Below are 17,663 nucleotides of genomic sequence, written 5' to 3' on the forward strand. Positions count from 1 at the left end.
CGCACCCCCTTGCGAGGAGATCAGATGCGACGCCCGCTGCCGGCCGCCGTCATCACCACCGCCGCCCTCACCGCCGTCCTGCTGATCGGCTCCGGCTGCGCCGCCGAGCGTCCGAAGTCGGAGGGGCAGGCCCCGTCGGGTACGGCCGCTCCGACCGTCTCGGGTTCCGCGGAGCCCGGCGCCAGTGCCTCGCCCGGTGCCAGTGGCATGCCCCCGGCCCGTTCGAGCGAGGCGCCCGGCGGTCCCACCGGTGGCCCCGGTGCCCCGGCGCCACCGCCGCCGGCGTTGCCCCCGGCCGGCGGCAACGCCAAGGAGGTCTGCGCGGCGGCCCTGAAGACCAACACCGACCTGGGTACGGCCTTCATCACCGAGATGGTGACGGTGATGCAGGCGACCAGCGACGGCGACACCGCCGCGGCGACGGCTGCCCGGGGTCGGGCGGAGAAGGGGCTGGCCGACTGGACGGCCGCGCTGCGCGGGCACGCCACCAAGGCCACCGACGCCACCCTGAAGAGCACCCTCGGCGAGCTGGCGACCCAGGTCAGTACGATGAAGCCCGAGGCGAACTCGATCGACGAGATCAAGCTCGAGTCGCTGAACGAGCGCATCGGCCAGCTCTGCCAGAGCTGAGCCGTCGGGGCCCGGTTTGGGCGCCCGACACCCCATGGCGTACGCTAGCCTGCGGCGCACCTTTGGCGCCAAGCTCTCGCGTGCCCGCCCCCGCATTCGTGCGGCCGAGGTGAGCAGCCGCGAACAGCATCCCAACGCCTCAACGACAGGGAGTCCGCCTCCGATGTACGCGATCGTCAAGACCGGCGGCAAGCAGTACAAGGTCGCCGAGGGCGACGTGATCGAGGTCGAGAAGCTCGTCGGTGAGCCTGGCGACGCGGTGACGCTCTCCGCGGTGCTTCTCGTCGACGGCACCGACCTGGTGACCGACGCGGCCAAGCTCGCCAAGGTCGCGGTTTCCGGCGAGATCGCCGCCCACACCAAGGGCCCGAAGATCCGGATCCACAAGTTCAAGAACAAGACCGGTTACCACAAGCGTCAGGGGCACCGTCAGCCGCTGACCCAGGTCAAGGTGACCGGGATCTCCAACGGTAAGTAAGCAGTCGGCGGCAGGGTAAGAGTCCAGCGGAAAGTTAGGTCGTCCTCAGATGGCTCACAAAAAGGGTGCGTCCAGCTCGCGCAATGGTCGCGACTCCCAGGCGCAGCGGCTCGGTGTCAAGCGGTTCGGTGGCCAGGTGGTCAGCGCCGGCACGATCCTGATCCGGCAGCGCGGCACCAAGTTCCACCCCGGCGACCTGGTCGGGCGCGGCGGCGACGACACGCTCTTCGCCCTCGCCCCGGGTGCGGTCCAGTTCGGCACCAAGCGTGGCCGCAAGGTCATCAGCATCGTGCCGGCGGCACAGTAGTTAGCTTCTCCAATCGGCGAAGCGGGCCGTGGACCTGAGTGTCCCGGCCCGCTTCGCTGTTTGCGTCACGGGCCGATGCCGCGCGTCACAGGTGGCCGATGTCGCGTCGCGCCTCGACGCCGCGTCACGGGCCGATCGACGCGTTCCGTGGCAGGCTTGTTCAGGCGTGGTACGAGACCGGGCCGATGTCGCGGGTCGGTGGTTGTCGCGGGGATGGGCCCCGCGGAGAGGATTGGCGTCGTGATTACCTTCGTTGACCGGGTCGTCCTGCATCTGCGGGCCGGCGACGGCGGGCACGGCTGCGTCTCGATCCACCGGGAGAAGTTCAAGCCGTTCGGTGGCCCGGACGGCGGCAACGGCGGCCACGGCGGCAGCGTGTCGCTGGTCGTCGACCCGCAGGTGCACACCCTGCTCGACTTCCACTTCCGGCCGCACATCAAGGCCGACAACGGCAAGGGCGGCGCCGGTTCCAACCGTGACGGCGCCAACGGCGGCGACCTGGTCCTCAAGGTGCCCGCCGGCACCGTGGTGCTGAGCACCACCGGCGAGGTACTGGCCGACATGACCGGCGCCGGCACCACCTTCGAGGTCGCCCGCGGCGGACGCGGCGGACGCGGCAACGCGTCGCTGGCCAACGCCCGACGCAAGGCTCCGGGTTTCGCCGAGCTGGGTGAGCCGGGCGACGAGATGGACGTCGTACTGGAGCTCAAGAGCGTCGCCGACGTCGGCCTGGTCGGCTTCCCCTCGGCCGGCAAGTCCTCGCTGATCTCGGTGATCTCGGCCGCCAAGCCGAAGATCGCCGACTACCCGTTCACCACCCTGGTGCCGAACCTCGGCGTGGTCCGGGTGGAGAACCACACCTTCACCGTCGCCGACGTACCGGGGCTGATTCCGGGCGCGGCCAGCGGCAAGGGGCTCGGACTGCAGTTCCTGCGGCACATCGAGCGCTGCTCGGTGCTGGCACACGTGGTCGACACCGCGACCCTGGAACCGGGCCGGGACCCGCTCGCCGACATCGACGCCCTCGAGCTCGAGCTGGCCGAGTACGGCGGACTGGCCGACAAGCCCCGGATCGTCGTACTGAACAAGGTGGACGTGCCCGACGGGAAGGACCTGGCCGACATCACCCGGGCCGACATCGAGGCCCGGGGTCTGCGGGTCTTCGAGGTGTCGGCGGCGACCCGGGTCGGGTTGCGGGAGCTGACCTTCGCCATGGCGGAGTTGGTCGAGCAGTCCCGCGCCGCGGCGCCGGTGCTCGAACCGACCCGGATCGTGCTCCGCCCGGTCGCGGTGGACGACGCCGGGTTCACCATCGAGGCCACCTCGGACGGGGCGTTCGTGGTGCACGGCCCGCGCCCGGAACGCTGGGTACGGCAGACGAACTTCGACAACGACGAGGCGGTCGGCTTCCTCGCCGACCGGCTGGCCCGGCTGGGCGTCGAGGAGAAGCTGGCGAAGGCCGGTGCCGTGTCGGGCAGCCTGGTTCGGATCGGCGTACGCGAGTTCGACTGGCAGCCGACGCTCTACGCCGGTGCGGACTTCACGCCCGGTAACCGGGGCACCGACATCCGGCTGGAGACCCAGTCGTCGCGTCCGTCGGCCTCCCAGCGGTTGGCCGCGCGCAAGGCCCGGCGGGTGCGTTCGGACGAGGAGTCGCAGGCGGCGCTGGCCGCGGCGGCTGCCGCCAACCTCGACGACGCGCCGGTGACCGTCGGCGGCGGGGACAGCACCGCCGACTAGACGGATTCGCGCTCTATTGGCGCCACTTTCGGGAAACCTGGGCGAAATGCCGCCTGATTACCCTGAGTGGATGTTGATCGAGTCTCGTCCATGCTCCGATCCGGAACTCGTCGCCCTGGTCACCGCACAGCAGCGGGAGCTGCGTGAGGCGAACCGGCCGGTCGGCGTCGGCGCGGTGGACGACTCCTTTCCCGCCCCCGACGACGTACGGCACCTGGTTGGCGTGGTCAACGGGCGTGCGGTGGCCTGCGGGGCGATCCAGTCCGTCGATCCCGACATCGCCGAGATCCGGCGCATGTACGTCCGACCGGCCCACCGCAGGCGTGGTGTGGGGCGGCAGCTCCTCGCCGCCCTGGAGGACCTGGCCTTCTGGGCCGGTCACTCCGTGTTGCGCCTGGAGACCGAGACGTACCTGCCGTCGGCGTTGGCGCTCTACCGCTCGTCCGGCTACACCGAGATCCCGGTCTACGGCCGGTACGTCGGCAACCCGTACAGCGCCTGCTTCGAGAAACGGATCCTGGTTGCGGCTTGACCCGGTGTACGGGGGCCCGTACACCGGGTTGCTGCTCTTCAGGTGAGCAGGCCGATGGCGCGCTTGGCCCGGTGCACGGTGTCGGTGGCACCGTCGCGGGCCCGTTCGGCGCCCTCCGCCAGCACCCGCCGGACGTAACCGGGGTCGCGGGTCAGCTCGGCGTGACGGAGTTGGATCGGTCGCAGCAGGGCCTCGACCGCCTCCGCGACCGCCCGCTTGAGTTTGCTGTACGAGGTGAACTCGTCGGCGAGAGCATCCGGGCGGGCGTCCACGCAGGCGGCGAGGATCTCCAACAGGTTCGCCAGGCCGGGCCGGTTCTCCGGGTCGTACGCGACACCCCGGCCCGAGTCGGTGACCGCGCGGGTCACCTTGCGCCGGATCACCTCGGGCGGGTCGAGCAGGAAGATGGTGCCCGCGTCCGCGCTGGTGGTCTTGCCCATCTTGGCGGTCGGGTCGCTCAGCTCCATCACCCTGGTGGCCACCTCCGGGTGGACGGCACGCGGCACGGTGAAGGTCTCCCCGTAGCGGGTGTTGAACCGGATCGCCACGTCCCGGGCGAGTTCGAGGTGCTGGCTCTGGTCCTCGCCGACCGGCACCTCCTCGGCGTCGTGGAGCAGGATGTCGGCCGTCATCAGCACCGGGTACGTCAGCAGGCTCAGCCGTACGTGCTGTTGCTGGGAGGCGGACTGCTCCTTGAACTGGATCATCCGCTGGGCCTCGCCGACCCCGGTGGCGCACTCGAGCAGGAAGTGCAGTTCGGTGTGCTCCGGCAACTGGGACTGGACGTAGAGGATGGCCCGGTCCGGGTCGAGCCCGGCGGCGAGCAGCATGGTCGCCTGTTCCAGGGTCCGCTCGCGTACCCGGGCCGGTTCGTGGGCGACGGTGAGCGCGTGCAGGTCGGCGAGGAAGACGATGGTCTCGGCCCGGTACTGGGCGTCGACCACCGGGCGGATCGCGCCGAGCAGGTTTCCCAGGTGCAGTGAGCCGGTGGGTTTGAGGCCGGTCAGCCGGCGTTTCGGCACGGTCCGGGTGATCGTCGGGGTCGCGGTCATCGGGGGCTCCTTCGGGAGTACGTCGACCTGCCCGTCCCGGGTGCGCATACGTCAACGGCCGCCCGGGTGGGGCGGCCGTGGTGCTGTCTCGGGGTGCGCGGATGCGTGGCCGCCCGTCAGGGGGCCCGCCAGCCGTTTGTTGTCATCCGCACCCGGCCAGCTTAACCCACCCGATCGGATCACCCGTGCGGGTGGCCGGACCGCTCGTGCGGGTGGCCGGACCGGATGCCCCGTAACGCCGTGCCCGGGTGATCGTTTTTCCGATCGTGAGGAGCTGATCGGGTCGGCGAGCATCGGAGGGATCCGTGGGCAGCCGCGCCGCCGTGGCCTGGTTGAGTCGACGTGACCCCGGCTACCGGATCATCCGCCGTGCCGTACGCCTGACGCTCATCGGTGTCCTGGTCTTCTACAGCGGCATCTACCTGGTCGACAGCACGACCCTGGCGCTCTACTCGGTCTTCACCGTCTTCGCCGTCGGGGTGCTCGGCCAGTTGCCGGCCACCCCGAGGGAGCGGGCCCGGGTGCTGATCGCCGCCCTCCCGGTGACCTGGGTGCTGGTGGTCGCCGGCACCCTTCTGGCCGGCAACATCTGGGCGGCGGCGGCCGGCATGGTGGTGGTCGGATTCGTGGTCTCCTTCGTCGGGGTCGGCGGGCCACGCCTGGCCGGGGTGGCGGCCGGGTTGCAACTGTTCTACATCCTGTCCTCCTTCGGCCCGTACGCGCCCGACACGCTGGGCGAGCGACTGGGCGGGATCACCGCGAGTACGTTGCTGCTGATCCTCGCCGAGTTGGTGCTCTGGCCCGACCGGGTGACCCTGGTGTCCTATCCGAAGCGGCTCGCCGTCGCGGCGGACGCCGTCGCGGACTTCCTCGACGTGCTCGCCGACGCGCTGTCCGGACGGGTCGATCCGGGGCCGGAGACGGCCCGGCGGCAGGCCCGGGCGGGTCGGGCGGTGGACCGGTTGGCGTTCGAGGACTTGCCGGCGACCGAGCGACCGACGTCGGCGGGCCGTCGGGACCGGGCGATGCGGGACGCTGCGGTGGCGTTACGGGAGGCGTTGGACTTCGGCGACCGGCTGGCCGTCGACACGGCGCTGCCGGGAGCGTCCGCCCCGATCGGCTCGCCGCCACCGCCGGGTGCGCCGGGAATCCCGGACAGCGATCTGGACTGGCTGCTGCGTCAGGGTGCGGACCAGATCCGGGCGGCCGGTCGTACCCTCGCCGGGCAGGGGAGGCGGGACGACGAGGCGGAGCCGCTGCGGCTGCACCGGTTGATCGAGGAAATCTGGGCCCGCCCGCGCGGCGAGGCGTCCCAGGAGCCCGGCCTGGGCCGGTTGTGGCTGGACGCGATCGTCCTGCGGGTGGTCGAGCAGGCGCCGATCCTGAACACCGCGGCCCGGATCGTCGCCCGGCTGCCGACCACCCGGGTGCCACCGCAGCCCGGCCAGCGCCACCACCCCTTCGAGTACGCCCACCGTCCGATGATCGCGCTCTACTGGCAGCGGTACCGGGTGCACCTGACCCCGCGTTCGGTGCACTTCCAGGGGGCGGCGCGGATCGCCCTGGCGCTGGCGGCGGCTCGGGTGGTGGCCGGTTACCTGAACCTCGACCACGGTTTCTGGGTCCTGCTGGCCACTCTGACCCTGTTGCGTACGTCAGCCGCCGACACCCGTACGACGTTGCGGCCGGCGGTGATCGGCACCGTGCTCGGTGCCACCGCCGGTGCGGGGCTGCTGCTGGTCACCGACCGGCCGGAGGTCTACCGGGGAGTCCTGCCGGTGGCCATGGTGCTGGCCTTCGCGGTTGGCCCGCTGCTCGGGCTGGCCTGGGGGCAGGGCTTCGTCACCCTGCTGCTCACCGCCCTGTTCGCCCAGATCGGCCCGGCGAGCCTGCGGATCGTGCAGGCCCGGTTCACGGACGTGCTGGTCGGCGCGGTGATCGGGGTGCTGGCTGGTCTCCTGCTCTGGCCGCGGGGTGGGGGTGGGGAACTGCGCCGGTCGCTGGCGAACTACCTGGACGCGGCGGCGTCGTCGACCGAGGAGACGGTCGACGTGCTCACCGGCCGCCAACCGGACCGGGGGGAGTTGGGCCGGGCGCACCGGGCGATGGTGCTCGCCGAGGCGTCGATGATCCAGTACCAGTCGGAGCAGCCGGCCCGCCGCAACGAGGGGGTGGACTGGAGCGCGGTGCTGATCGCCGGACACGAGATGGTGCGCGGTGGTCAGGCCCGGCGGGATCTGCGGCCACCGCCGTACCCGCTGTTGAGCGACGAGGTGGCGGGGCCGTTGGACGACTTCGCCCACCGGGTGCGGGGCGCGTACGGGGATGTCGCGGACCAGTTGTGGCGGGGCGGGCGGGCGAAGTCGGTGTCGCCGCCTCCGGGACCCGACGACCTGGCGGTCCGGTTGCGTACGCTGCTGCGGATCGGCGGCACCCGGGCTTCGGCGCTGGACCTCGTCGACCTGGAGGTCTGGCTGATCTGCCTGACCGCGCACCTGAACCGGATCCAGACCGAGATCGACGGTACGGCGACCGAACTGCCCCTCCGGTAGGGGCTCCGGACGGGCGGGGTCAGCCGTCAAGAGTGCGCGGGTGGGGTCAGCCGTCCGGGTAGGACCGGCCGATGTTCGCCCAGATCCCGCGTACGGCCCGCCCGCCGGACCGGGTCGCGCCGCAGCCTGGAGGCGAGCCCGGAAGGGCGGCGGAGGGGGTGCCATGGCGCAGCAGCAGACGGTCGCTTTCCTCGGCCTCGGTGGCATGGGTCGGGGGATGGCGGCGAACGCGTTGCGGGCCGGCCTGCCGACGGTGGTGTGGAACCGGACACCCCGGTCGGCGGAGGCCCTGTCCGATCTCGGCGCGCAGGTGGCCGGTAGCGCGGCCGAGGCGGCCGGCCGGGCGGCGATCGCGGTCACGATGGTGACCGACATCGACGCGGTCACCGCGATCGTCGTCGACCAGGGCGCGCTCGCCGCACTGCCGCCGGGGGCGATCTGGGCGCAGATGAGCACGATCGGGGTGGCCGGCACCGAGCGGCTCGCCGCGCTGGTGCGGCGGGAGCGTCCGGACGTGGTGTTCGTCGATGCGCCGGTGGCGGGCAGTCGGGGACCGGCCGAGGCCGGGAAGCTGTCCATCTACGCGTCCGGGCCGACCGAGGCGCGGGACCGGGTGGCACCGCTGTTCGACGCGCTCGGCCAGCGGACCCTCTGGGTCGGCCCGGCGGGGCAGGGTTCCCGGCTCAAACTGGTGAACAACATCCTGCTGGCGTTCCTGGCCGAGGGGGTGGCCGAGTCGGTCGCGATGGCGCAGGCGGTCGGGATCGGCACCGAGACTGTGCTGACCGCGCTGGTCGGCAACCCGATCGTGCCGCCGTGGGCCGAGGCGAAGCTGCACCGGATGGCCCGCGACGACTACTCACCCGAGTTCACCCTGTCCCTGGCGCTCAAGGACCTCCTGCTCGCGCTCGACGCGGTCGACCCGGCCGAGTTCACCGTTGCCGGTTGTCTCGCGGCACAGTGGCGGCGGGCCGTGGACCGGGGGTTCGGTGGCGACGACCTGACGGTGATCGCACGGGCGATGACACCGGGCCCCGCGTGACGGCGCCGTCCACCCGCCTGCCGATGCGGGGGCCGCCGCCCGTGGTGGGTCATCCGGACGACCGACCGGATGACCCACGACGGCGTTCCTACTCCAGGTCGAACTCGCCGTCCTGGGCGCCGGCCACGAACGCGTCCCACTCGGCCTGGGTGAACACGAGCACCGGTCCGTCGGGTTCGGCGGAGCTGCGCATGCCGATCAGGTCGTCCACGAACGCGACCTCCACCGCCGCTTCGGACGTGTCGCCCTCGGCCCGCTGCCACACCGCGCGGGACAGGTCGAAGTCGCCCTTCGGGTGCTGCGCCATCGTCGATTCCTCCACTGCGCGATCCGTCATGGGAAAGCCTTTCCACTCTTCATGTTGCAGGATATGCGGATGCCGAGCCTTACCAGGGTCGAGGCGGCCGAGCGCGCCGCGCTGCTGACCGTCGAGTCGTACCATATTGATCTTGACCTGACCGCCGGCGACACCGGTTTCCGGTCCGTCACCACGATCCGCTTCCGGGCCACCCCCGACAGCACCACCTTCGTCGATATCAAGCCGGCCCAACTGACCAGCGTACGGCTCAACGACACGACGATCGATCCGGCGACGCTCGCCGACGACCGTCTTGTGCTGACCGGGCTGAGGGCCGAGAACACGCTGACCGTCGAGGCGGAGATGGCGTACTCGAACACCGGCGAGGGGCTGCACCGCTTTGTCGACCCGGCCGACGGCGAGGCGTACCTCTACGCCATGGCATTCCTCGAAGAGGGGCCCCGGATCTTCCCCAGCTTCGACCAGCCCGACCTGAAGGCACCGGTGACGCTGAGCGTGACCGCGCCCGAGAACTGGCTGGTCGCCGCGAACGGCGCCCCGCTGCACCCGCCGACCGGTGGCCGGTGGGAGTTCGCCCCGACCGCCCCGCTGGCAACGTACTTCACCTCGCTGATCGCCGGGCCGTACCACGCCCGGTACGACGAGCACGACGGCATCCCGCTCGGCATCTTCTGCCGCCGGTCGATGGCCGAGCACCTGGACCGGGACGCCGACGAGATCTTCACCGTGACCAAGCAGTGCCTGGACCGGTTCCACGAGCTGTTCGACGTCCGCTACCCGTTCGGCAAGTACGACCAGGCGTTCGTGCCGGAGTTCAACGCCGGCGCGATGGAGAACCCCGGCCTGGTGACGATCCGCGACGACTACGTCTTCCGGTCGGCGGTCACCGACAGCGAACGGGAACTGCGGGCCACCACGATCGCGCACGAGATGGCGCACATGTGGTTCGGTGACCTGGTCACCATGCGCTGGTGGGACGACCTGTGGCTGAACGAGTCGTTCGCGGAGTACCTCGGCACCAGGGTGACTGCCGAGGCGACCCGGTTCACCGGCGCCTGGACCACGTTCGGCCTGCGCCGCAAGGGCTGGGGGTACGCCGCCGACCAGCGCCCGTCCACCCACCCCGTCGCCCCGGAGGACGTACCCGACGCCGCCGCCGGACTGCTCAACTTCGACGGCATCTCGTACGCCAAGGGCGCCTCGGTACTGCGCCAGCTCGTCGCCTGGCTCGGCGACGAGGCCTTCCTCGCCGGGCTGAACGCGCACTTCGCCGCCCACCGGTACGGCAACGCCACCCTGGCCGACTTGCTCGACGCGATGAGTACGGCCAGCGGGCGGGACCTGTCCGAGTGGGCCGAGCTCTGGTTGCGCCGCCCGCAGGTGAACACCCTGCGGGCCGAGGTGAGCGTGGCCGAGGACGGCACGTACACCGAGGTGGCGGTGGTGCAGACGGCCCCTCCGGAGCACCCGGTGCTGCGCCCGCACCGGATCGGGGTGGGGCGCTACGACACCGAGGACTCCGCCGACCGGCCGGTGGCGGTGCTACGGGACCGGATCGAGGTCGACCTGGAGCCCGTCGTCGACAAGGGACGGACCGTCCTGGCCGAGCTGGCCGGTCAACCGGCCGCGTCGGTGCTCCTGCTCAACGACGGTGACCTGACGTTCGCCAAGGTGCGCCTCGACGACGCGTCGGCTGCGGCCGTACCGCAGGTTCTGCCCGGCCTGACCGACTCCCTGGCCCGTGCGGTGCTCTGGACCGCGACCATCGACGCGGTGACCGACGGGGAGCGGCCGGTCTCCGACCTGGTGACCCTGATCCTCGCCGCGCTGCCCGGCGAGACCGAGGTGATCGTGGTCGAGGACGTGCTGAAACTGGCCCGTACGCTGATCGACCGTTACCTCGATCCGGATCGCCGGCTGACCGCCCTCGGTTATGTCGCCCAGGCCTGCGACCGGTTGCTCGGCACCGCACCGGCGGGTGGTTCGGTGCAGCTCGCCGCCGCTCGTGGCCTGATCGGCGCGAGCGCCGATGCGGCCCGGCTGGCCGGCTGGCTGGCCGGTGACAACGTGCCGGAGGGGCTCGCCATCGACACCGACCTGCGCTGGGCGGTGGTCGGGCGGCTGGTGGTGCTCGGCGCGGCGGGCGAGGCGGAGGTCGCCGCCGAACTGGCCGCCGACCGGAGTGCGGCCGGTGAGGAACGGGCCGCCCGGTGCCGGGCCGCGCTGCCGGATCCGGCCGCGAAGGAGCGGGCCTGGCAGATCATCGTCAGCGACACCTCGCTGTCGAACCGGTTGGTCGAGGCGAACGCGGGCGGGTTCTGGCAGCCGGAGCAGGAGGCGCTGACCGAGTCCTATCTGGAGCGGTACTTCGCCGAGATGCCGGCGGCGGCGCGGTTGCGTACCTCCTGGACCGCCGACCAGGTGGCCAGGCTGGCCTTCCCCCAGTACGCCGTCGCGCCGCGGACCCGGGAGCTGGCCGCGGCGCTGCTGGAGCGCGACGACCTGACGCCGGGGCTGCGCCGGGTGGTGACCGACGCGGCCGACGACCTGCGTCGGGCGCTGGTGTCCCGTTCCGCCGGGCTGGTCTGACGGCTCTGCCGGCCGCTGGCCGGCTCGCCGGACCCCGGCTGGGGGGATCGAGCGGGTGCGATCTGCGTCATGCCGGGGCGGTTGACCGACCGTCCCGGCATACGATCAAGAGGTGGAGGAAGATACCCGACGAATCGGGATCATGGGCGGAACCTTCGATCCGATCCATCACGGTCACCTGGTCGCGGCCAGCGAGGTCGCCGACCGGTTCGGGCTCGACGAGGTCATCTTCGTGCCCACCGGTCACCCGTGGCAGAAGGCCGACGAGCCGGTCTCCTCGCCCGAGGACCGCTACCTGATGACGGTGATAGCGACCGCCTCGAACCCCCGCTTCCAGGTCAGCCGGGCCGACATCGACCGGGACGGCCCGACCTACACCGTCGACACCCTCCGCGACCTGCACGAGGAGTACGGCCCGAAGGCGCAGCTGTTCTTCATCACCGGCGCGGACGCGCTGGACAAGATCCTGTCCTGGAAAGACGCCGACCAGATGTTCGAGCTGGCCCACTTCATCGGGGTGACCAGGCCGGGCTTCGAACTCTCCGCCCGGCACCTGCCGGCCGACTCGGTGAGCCTGGTCCAGGTGCCGGCGATGGCGATCTCCTCCACCGACTGCCGGGCGCGGGTGGCCGCCGGGGAGCCCGTCTGGTACCTCGTGCCCGACGGTGTGGTCCAGTACATTGCCAAACGCCGGCTCTATCAGTAACGGTTTGGCACGGTTTGCGACCCGTTGTTCGCTAACTGCCAAGTCGTAACTCGGCCACGTGTGAGAGGCTAGATAGGTCTCATGGTCGACCCAAAGGAGTACGGTGACAGCTTCCGATCGCGCCCTCGAGCTGGCATTGGCCGCCGCCCAGGCCGCCGCTGACAAGAAGGCACAGGACATCGTCCTGATCGACGTAGGCGACCAGCTGGCCATCACCGACGTGTTCCTGATCGCCTCGGCGCCGAGTGAGCGCCAGGTACAGGCGATCGTCGACGCGATCGAGGAGCAACTGCTCACCCTCTCGGACAAGGCCAAGCCGGTCCGGCGCGAGGGCGAGCGGGCCGGACGCTGGGTGCTGCTCGACTACGTCGACATCGTGGTGCACGTCCAGCACACCGAGGAGCGCGAGTTCTACGCTCTCGACCGGCTGTGGAAGGACTGCCCGATCATCCCGTTCGTGGACCGTGACCTCGTCGACGCCGACGCCGGCCACGGCGAATGACCCGACTGATCATCTGGCGGCACGGCAACACGGACTGGAACGCGGACAACCGGGTCCAGGGGCAGACCGACACCCCGCTCAACGCGCTGGGTGTGGAACAGGCCGACGCCGCAGCTGCCCTGCTGGCCGAACTGAAGCCGGACGCCATCGTCGCCAGTGACCTGCAACGGGCCACCCGCACCGCGGAGGCCCTCGCCGCGCTGACCGGGCTGCCGGTACGCACCGACACCCGGCTGCGCGAGCGTTTCTACGGGCAGTGGCAGGGGCTCACCATGGCCGAGGTCGCCGCCCGGTTCCCGACCGAGCACGCCCGGTGGCGCAACGGTGACGCCGATCCCGGCTGCCAGGTCGAAGCCCTGGACGACCTGGCCAAGCGGATCGGCACCGCGTTCCAGGCTGCGGCAGACGCCAACCCCGGCGGCACCACTGTGGTCGCCACCCACGGCGGTGGCGCCAAGCAGGGATGCGGCCACCTGCTCGGCTGGGGGCCGCCGATCCTGCGTGCGCTCGGGTCGTTGCAGAACTGCCACTGGACCGAGCTGCGCCACGACCAGGTACGCGGCTGGCAGCTTCGCGCGCACAACGTCGGTCCGGCGGCCCGCGAGCCGATCCCCGCCGCCATCTGAGACAGACCGGTGGCCGACCGGCCGGTTTCGGTTGTCTTCTGCGGCCGTTCACCGGTTATTTGCCGGCAATTATCCTGGTCACGACCAATATCGCCAGCGGCGGTCACCAGGTAGATCGGCTACGGTGCCGGGATGCCCGTCGCGGTTACCACCGATTCCACCGCCTACCTGCCGGATCCGCCCACCGGCCCCACGGCGGTCGCCGCTGACGTCTGGCCCACCGTGGTGCCACTCACCGTCGTCCTCAACGGGGTGCCGGGGCTGGAGGGCATCGAGGTGTCACCGGCCGACGTGTCCCGGGCGATGACCGGGCGCCGGGTCGCGGTCAGCACCTCCCGGCCGTCACCGGAGCAGTTCGTCGCCGCGTACCGCCGGCTGTTCGAGCAGGGCGCGACCGGGATCGTGTCGGTGCACCTGTCGGCCGAACTCTCCGGCACGGTCGAGGCCGCGACCCTGGCCGCAGCCGAGTTCGACAACCGGGTCACCGTGATCGACTCCCGGTCCACCGGAATGGGCCTCGGCTTCCCCGCCCTGGCCGCCGCCCGCGCCGCCGCACACGGCGGCGACCTGGCCGAGGTCGCGCGGGCCACCCGGGACGCGATCGACCGTACGTTCACCTTCTTCTACGTCGACACCCTCGAATTCCTCCGCCGGGGCGGCCGGATCAACGCCGCCGAGGCGCTGTTCGGCACCGCCCTGTCGGTCAAGCCGATCCTGCACGTCCGCGACGGCCGGATCGCCGTCCGGGACAAGGTGCGCACCGCGAGCCGGGGACTGGCCAGGCTCGTCGACCTGGCCGTCGCCGCCGCCGACGGGTCGGCGGTCGACGTCGCCGTACACCACCTGGCCGCGCCGGAGCGGGCGGAATCCCTGGCCGAGGCACTGGCCGTACGCCTCGGTGACCGGTTGCACGACCGGCACATCACCGAGGCGGGTGCGGTGGTCGGGGCGCACGCCGGACCGGGGCTCGCCTGTGTGGTCGTGCACCGCCGGGCGTGATTCTTCCGTCTTCTGTTCAGCCCAGGGTGAGCCAGTGGATGCCGAGATGGTTGATCCGCTCGGTTTCGGCGGGGGTGATCGGGGTTCGGCCGGTGGCCTTGAGTAGGAAGGTCAGCCGGTCCCAGCCGAGGGCTCGTCGCGCCGTGGTGCCGCCGAGCAGGTCTTCGACCAGTTCGGCGGCGGAAGCGGTCAGCCACGGTGGGCGGTCCAGGGCCGCGGCCAGGTCCAGGCCGTGCACCGCGACCTCCACCACCCGGGTACGCAGGAACTCCGTCAACAGCATCGGATCGCCGTGCCGGGTGCGTACGACCCGGTCCGTTGGCTCGGCCCGGCAGAGCTTGTCCACCTGCTGCCAAGTGGTGCGGAAGTCCTCGACCAGCGCGTCTCCGTTGTCGTGCGCTGCCGCGTGTTCCTGGGCCAGCCTGATCCGAGTCGTGTTGGTGTCCGGGGCGAACCGCTCGTCCGGCCGGTAGTACGCCGTCGCGTCCACATTCGCGCGGGCTGGTGGTTCGGCCGCCAGCATTCCCGGCAGCCAGGCGATCACCACTCGGACGTGGGCGAGCAGGTCGCGTACGAGCCATGGGGTGCAGGCAGTGGGACGGTTCCAGTCCTGTTCGGACAGTCCGGTCAGTGCTCGGGTGAGCTGCTCCGCCTCACCCCGGAGGACGTCCAACACCGGTTCCCGCATCATGTCGATCAAGGTACCAACGGGGTGCTTCCGACGGCGGGGCAGCTCCAGAGGTCGTCGGCCGAGTTCCGGCTCTCCGTCATGGGGTCGTCAATGCTCGCCCCAGCCTGCTCGCTCCAGTCGACAGATGTGGGACGTGCGTCGGTGGCGACGAGTTGCCGTACGACCTCGAAGGCTTGTTCCGGGGTGATTCGGGTCTCGGACGGGTGGTACTCGGTGGGCTGGCCGCCATAGCTGAACTCGATGTCGCCGCTCCAGTGGCCGACGCCGGGTTCGACGGCGTAGCCGCTTTCTGGCTCGCCGAAGTACAGCACGAATGATCGATCCCGGTGCCCGACGCCGACCTGTACCCCGCCGTCGGGCCTGCCGTCCCGGTAACGGAGACGTCAACCACAACCGGCCGCCCGGTCTCGTGTAGCGGGGCGAGTACGGCGTCGACCGGGTTCGCGCTCGCCAGAGTGGCACGGCCGATGCCAAGCCAGGTCGCTTCGTAGGTGGTCATTCGATGGTGCCCTCCCCGGTTTCGCCTCCCCGGTTTCGCTCTACGTCTCCCGAATCTCGTCCGACCGTCCGTATTGCTTCACCGGATCCGTTCTGCGTCGGGCCGCGCGAGGCGTGAGGCTCCTGGTGGCGTGGCTGAACGCCGACTTCTACGACGATGACGCCGATACTGCAAGCAGCGCATCCGGGGGGCCAAGCGGGTAGGCCGGATAAAATGAAGGACCCCAGCGTGATGCTGGGGCCCTTCCTCGCTGGATCTCGGCCTGACAGGGGACCAAACCACCGCAGTCCTTCGGCGGTCTAGCTGGCACTCTTCGCGAGGCCGACGAACGCGCGCCAGGCGTCGGGCCTGAAGGCCAGGGTGCCACCGTCGCGGTCCTTGGTGTCCCGAACGAGTACGCGGCCGGGCAGGTTGTCGGCGACCTCCACGCAACTGCCACCGTTGGTTGACGAGCGGGTCGACTTCCGCCACTTGGCGCCGGTCATGTCCATGTCTTTGCCACTTCCTTGATCAGGTCGAGCGACTGGCGACGCGGGATGGCCTCGCCCATGACGATGTCCCACGCGTTCGCCAGCGTAGCAATGTCATCGTGCTTCTCCACGACGTCCACACCGATCTGATGATCTACGTGGCCGTACGTCGCACCGCCCGACAGTTGCGCGATGATGAACGAGCCAGCGAGGCCACGATAGAGCCCGACCGAGTCCGGCACGACGTGGATTTGCACGTTCGGCAGGTCAGCGCAGTTGAGCAGGTGCTCCAACTGGGCGGCCATCAAGTCGCGCTGGTCATCGACTGTGCGCTGCAGCACGGCGTGATCCAGCACAGCCATCAACTGTGGTGGCTTGTTGGCCCGCGTGAGGAGCGCCTGACGCTCCATGCGAGACGCCACGCGCTGCTCGACCTCGTCATCCGAAAACCCCTTGCCTGCTCGCAGCGTTGCGCGGGCGTAGTCCTCGGTCTGTAGCAAGCCCGGAACGAAGGACTGCTCGAACCACCGGAGCGTCAGCGCATCGCGCTCGATCACGATCCACTCTCGGAGCCACGACGGCGGTAGCGCGCTGTCCTTGATCAACTCCTCCCACATCGTCTCGAAGTGGCTACCAAGGTCGAGCGCGACATCTACAAGGCGCAAGTAGGCGAGGGTGACGGGCTTGCTGCCCGTCTCGATGCCGCTGACGTGCGTGTCCGAGTAGTGAATCTTCTCCCCAAGCTGGGCCTGAGTCAGGCCCGCCTTAACCCTCTGGCGCTTTAGTTCACGGACCAGATACTCCGATGATGAGATACCCATGCGTTCCCCACCCTTTCCTCAATTTAGAGATCCACCCCCCGTGCACCAGAACTGGGCGTCTGCACTCCCCGAAGTGGACTGAGCTATTCCGACAGTAGGCGTTCCAGCATCAAGCTGTCATCAAGCGGTCCTTCCCGAATCCAACCCCTCGAATGTCGCCCGCATTCACAAGGACGGGTGGGACCGCGCGGGGACATCCCCGGACTCCCTGTCGGGGGTGTCCCCGCTTCCAACGTCGAGGAGGTGCGGAATGTTTGCCCGGCCCGTTTGGTGTGACCTGATCTTGGGGGTGTTTGCGCCCCCGTCAGCCCCGACGCCGCCCCCGGCTTCCGTGCCCGAGGCGCGGCCGGCGTGGGCGACGGAGGAGACCGTTCTCCTCGCCGAACGCTCTTGGTCCCTGGGTCAGCGGACCTGCTACGGAACTACGGGAAGGAGCGAGCGACGATGATTCTCCAGGTGGGAGACGTGCTCGACCTCCAGCCGTCGGACTACAGGCAGGAGGGCGAGGACCCGGCCGGCAAGCGTCCACTGCGCATGCGGGTCACTCACGTCCCCGACCGCCTCGGCCTGGTCGTCGCGGCATGGGTCGCGCTCGTCGGCGTTGAGGTCGTGGGCGAAGACGACGACGGCGACAAGCTGGAACTCGCGGTGCACCGCCGGGCGTTCCCTGACGGCCACCCGCACCTGCGCCTGGTCGAGCCTCACTTCGCGTCCTCAGACGGGCGCGGGGAACTATGACCAGGCCACTGATCGTCCCCGAGTTGGCTGAACACACGCCGCTCCAGCCGCTCTGGATCTGCCGGGTTGACGCCCACCCCTGGCCCTGCGCCGACGCCAAGCTCAGCCTGATCGGGGCCTTCCTGCCCTTCCATCAGATCGAGCTATATCTGTATCTCGCCATACAGTTCACCACGGCCGTGGCTGAACTTGACGCGATCGTGGTGGAGGCGGGCGGGGACGGGGACCCCTATTCCCTTCACGCGAGCATGATCGGCTGGCTGATCGAGCACGAGACCAGAATCAGGCGAAGACGCCACACCATCTGACCGAGGGAATAGTGCTGACAGGCCCTCACGGGCGGCTTCTTGGCGCCCTAATGACTGGTGTA

Annotated in this window: 19 protein-coding genes and 1 pseudogene; 14 read left to right on the top strand and 6 right to left on the bottom strand. The window is 70.3% G+C overall.

Annotated elements, in window-relative coordinates:
• Positions 1-24: 24 nt before the first annotated feature.
• The 5 genes from ACWEFB_RS04370 to ACWEFB_RS04390 all read left to right on the top strand — a co-directional run bounded on the left by ACWEFB_RS04370 (position 25) and on the right by ACWEFB_RS04390 (position 3,687).
• The gene (locus ACWEFB_RS04370; protein ID WP_452282150.1) at positions 25-630 is read left to right on the top strand and encodes a hypothetical protein; all 606 of its coding nucleotides are present in this window, start codon (positions 25-27) and stop codon (positions 628-630) included.
• Positions 631-793: 163 nt separating this feature from the next.
• On the top strand, positions 794-1,108 hold the full coding sequence (gene rplU, locus ACWEFB_RS04375; RefSeq protein WP_326556235.1) for a 50S ribosomal protein L21: 315 nt from the start codon (positions 794-796) through the stop codon (positions 1,106-1,108).
• 49 nt (positions 1,109-1,157) lie between these two features.
• Entirely contained in the window at positions 1,158-1,415 is a 258-nt protein-coding gene (gene rpmA, locus ACWEFB_RS04380; RefSeq protein WP_326556236.1) for a 50S ribosomal protein L27, read from the top strand.
• Between the two features lie 240 nt (positions 1,416-1,655).
• Positions 1,656-3,155, top strand: a complete 1,500-nt coding sequence (gene obgE, locus ACWEFB_RS04385; RefSeq protein ID WP_452282153.1) for a GTPase ObgE — start codon at positions 1,656-1,658, stop codon at positions 3,153-3,155.
• Between the two features lie 70 nt (positions 3,156-3,225).
• A complete protein-coding gene (locus ACWEFB_RS04390) occupies positions 3,226-3,687 on the top strand; it encodes a GNAT family N-acetyltransferase (protein WP_452282155.1) in 462 nt (153 codons plus the stop codon).
• A gap of 38 nt (positions 3,688-3,725) precedes the next feature.
• Here the strand turns inward: ACWEFB_RS04390 and trpS are convergent, their stop codons facing one another.
• Positions 3,726-4,739 carry a tryptophan--tRNA ligase gene (trpS, locus tag ACWEFB_RS04395; protein ID WP_452282157.1) on the bottom strand — a complete coding sequence of 338 codons (1,014 nt, stop codon included), beginning with the start codon at positions 4,737-4,739 and terminating at the stop codon, positions 3,726-3,728.
• Between the two features lie 305 nt (positions 4,740-5,044).
• Here trpS and ACWEFB_RS04400 point away from each other — a divergent pair, with 305 nt between their 5' ends.
• Both ACWEFB_RS04400 and ACWEFB_RS04405 read left to right on the top strand, forming a co-directional pair.
• The gene (locus ACWEFB_RS04400) at positions 5,045-7,291 is read left to right on the top strand and encodes an FUSC family protein (RefSeq protein ID WP_452282159.1); all 2,247 of its coding nucleotides are present in this window, start codon (positions 5,045-5,047) and stop codon (positions 7,289-7,291) included.
• Positions 7,292-7,454: 163 nt separating this feature from the next.
• Positions 7,455-8,333 carry an NAD(P)-dependent oxidoreductase gene (locus ACWEFB_RS04405; protein WP_452282161.1) on the top strand — a complete coding sequence of 293 codons (879 nt, stop codon included), beginning with the start codon at positions 7,455-7,457 and terminating at the stop codon, positions 8,331-8,333.
• An 88-nt stretch (positions 8,334-8,421) separates the two neighbouring features.
• Here the strand turns inward: ACWEFB_RS04405 and ACWEFB_RS04410 are convergent, their stop codons facing one another.
• The gene (locus tag ACWEFB_RS04410) at positions 8,422-8,640 is read right to left on the bottom strand and encodes a DUF397 domain-containing protein (protein WP_326556242.1); all 219 of its coding nucleotides are present in this window, start codon (positions 8,638-8,640) and stop codon (positions 8,422-8,424) included.
• Between the two features lie 69 nt (positions 8,641-8,709).
• Between ACWEFB_RS04410 and pepN the strand changes: the two genes are divergently transcribed.
• The 5 genes from pepN to ACWEFB_RS04435 all read left to right on the top strand — a co-directional run bounded on the left by pepN (position 8,710) and on the right by ACWEFB_RS04435 (position 14,074).
• Entirely contained in the window at positions 8,710-11,241 is a 2,532-nt protein-coding gene (pepN, locus tag ACWEFB_RS04415; RefSeq protein ID WP_452282163.1) for an aminopeptidase N, read from the top strand.
• Between the two features lie 112 nt (positions 11,242-11,353).
• The gene (gene nadD / locus ACWEFB_RS04420; protein ID WP_326556244.1) at positions 11,354-11,947 is read left to right on the top strand and encodes a nicotinate-nucleotide adenylyltransferase; all 594 of its coding nucleotides are present in this window, start codon (positions 11,354-11,356) and stop codon (positions 11,945-11,947) included.
• 103 nt (positions 11,948-12,050) lie between these two features.
• Positions 12,051-12,449: a ribosome silencing factor gene (rsfS, locus tag ACWEFB_RS04425; RefSeq protein WP_326556245.1), complete on the top strand. Its 399-nt coding sequence runs from the start codon at positions 12,051-12,053 to the stop codon at positions 12,447-12,449.
• Positions 12,446-13,075: a histidine phosphatase family protein gene (locus ACWEFB_RS04430; RefSeq protein WP_452282166.1), complete on the top strand. Its 630-nt coding sequence runs from the start codon at positions 12,446-12,448 to the stop codon at positions 13,073-13,075. The genes rsfS and ACWEFB_RS04430 overlap by 4 nt, the downstream gene beginning before the upstream one ends.
• 132 nt (positions 13,076-13,207) lie before the next feature.
• Entirely contained in the window at positions 13,208-14,074 is an 867-nt protein-coding gene (locus tag ACWEFB_RS04435; RefSeq protein ID WP_452282167.1) for a DegV family protein, read from the top strand.
• Positions 14,075-14,090: 16 nt separating this feature from the next.
• Here ACWEFB_RS04435 and ACWEFB_RS04440 read toward each other — a convergent pair whose 3' ends face one another.
• From ACWEFB_RS04440 to ACWEFB_RS04455, 4 genes and pseudogenes are all read right to left on the bottom strand, one after another.
• The gene (locus tag ACWEFB_RS04440; protein WP_452282169.1) at positions 14,091-14,765 is read right to left on the bottom strand and encodes a maleylpyruvate isomerase N-terminal domain-containing protein; all 675 of its coding nucleotides are present in this window, start codon (positions 14,763-14,765) and stop codon (positions 14,091-14,093) included.
• A gap of 5 nt (positions 14,766-14,770) precedes the next feature.
• Positions 14,771-15,118, bottom strand: a pseudogene (locus ACWEFB_RS04445) (Imm1 family immunity protein); the annotation flags it as partial.
• 445 nt (positions 15,119-15,563) lie between these two features.
• Positions 15,564-15,749 carry a DUF397 domain-containing protein gene (locus ACWEFB_RS04450; protein ID WP_452282764.1) on the bottom strand — a complete coding sequence of 62 codons (186 nt, stop codon included), beginning with the start codon at positions 15,747-15,749 and terminating at the stop codon, positions 15,564-15,566.
• Positions 15,746-16,555, bottom strand: coding sequence for a helix-turn-helix domain-containing protein (locus tag ACWEFB_RS04455; RefSeq protein WP_452282171.1), 810 nt, complete (start codon positions 16,553-16,555; stop codon positions 15,746-15,748). The genes ACWEFB_RS04450 and ACWEFB_RS04455 overlap by 4 nt, the downstream gene beginning before the upstream one ends.
• A gap of 444 nt (positions 16,556-16,999) precedes the next feature.
• Here ACWEFB_RS04455 and ACWEFB_RS04460 point away from each other — a divergent pair, with 444 nt between their 5' ends.
• A complete protein-coding gene (locus ACWEFB_RS04460; RefSeq protein ID WP_452282173.1) occupies positions 17,000-17,293 on the top strand; it encodes a hypothetical protein in 294 nt (97 codons plus the stop codon).
• Positions 17,290-17,601, top strand: a complete 312-nt coding sequence (locus ACWEFB_RS04465; protein WP_452282175.1) for a hypothetical protein — start codon at positions 17,290-17,292, stop codon at positions 17,599-17,601. The genes ACWEFB_RS04460 and ACWEFB_RS04465 overlap by 4 nt, the downstream gene beginning before the upstream one ends.
• Positions 17,602-17,663 lie beyond the last annotated feature (62 nt).

This window comes from Micromonospora sp. NPDC004704 (genome assembly GCF_053601675.1).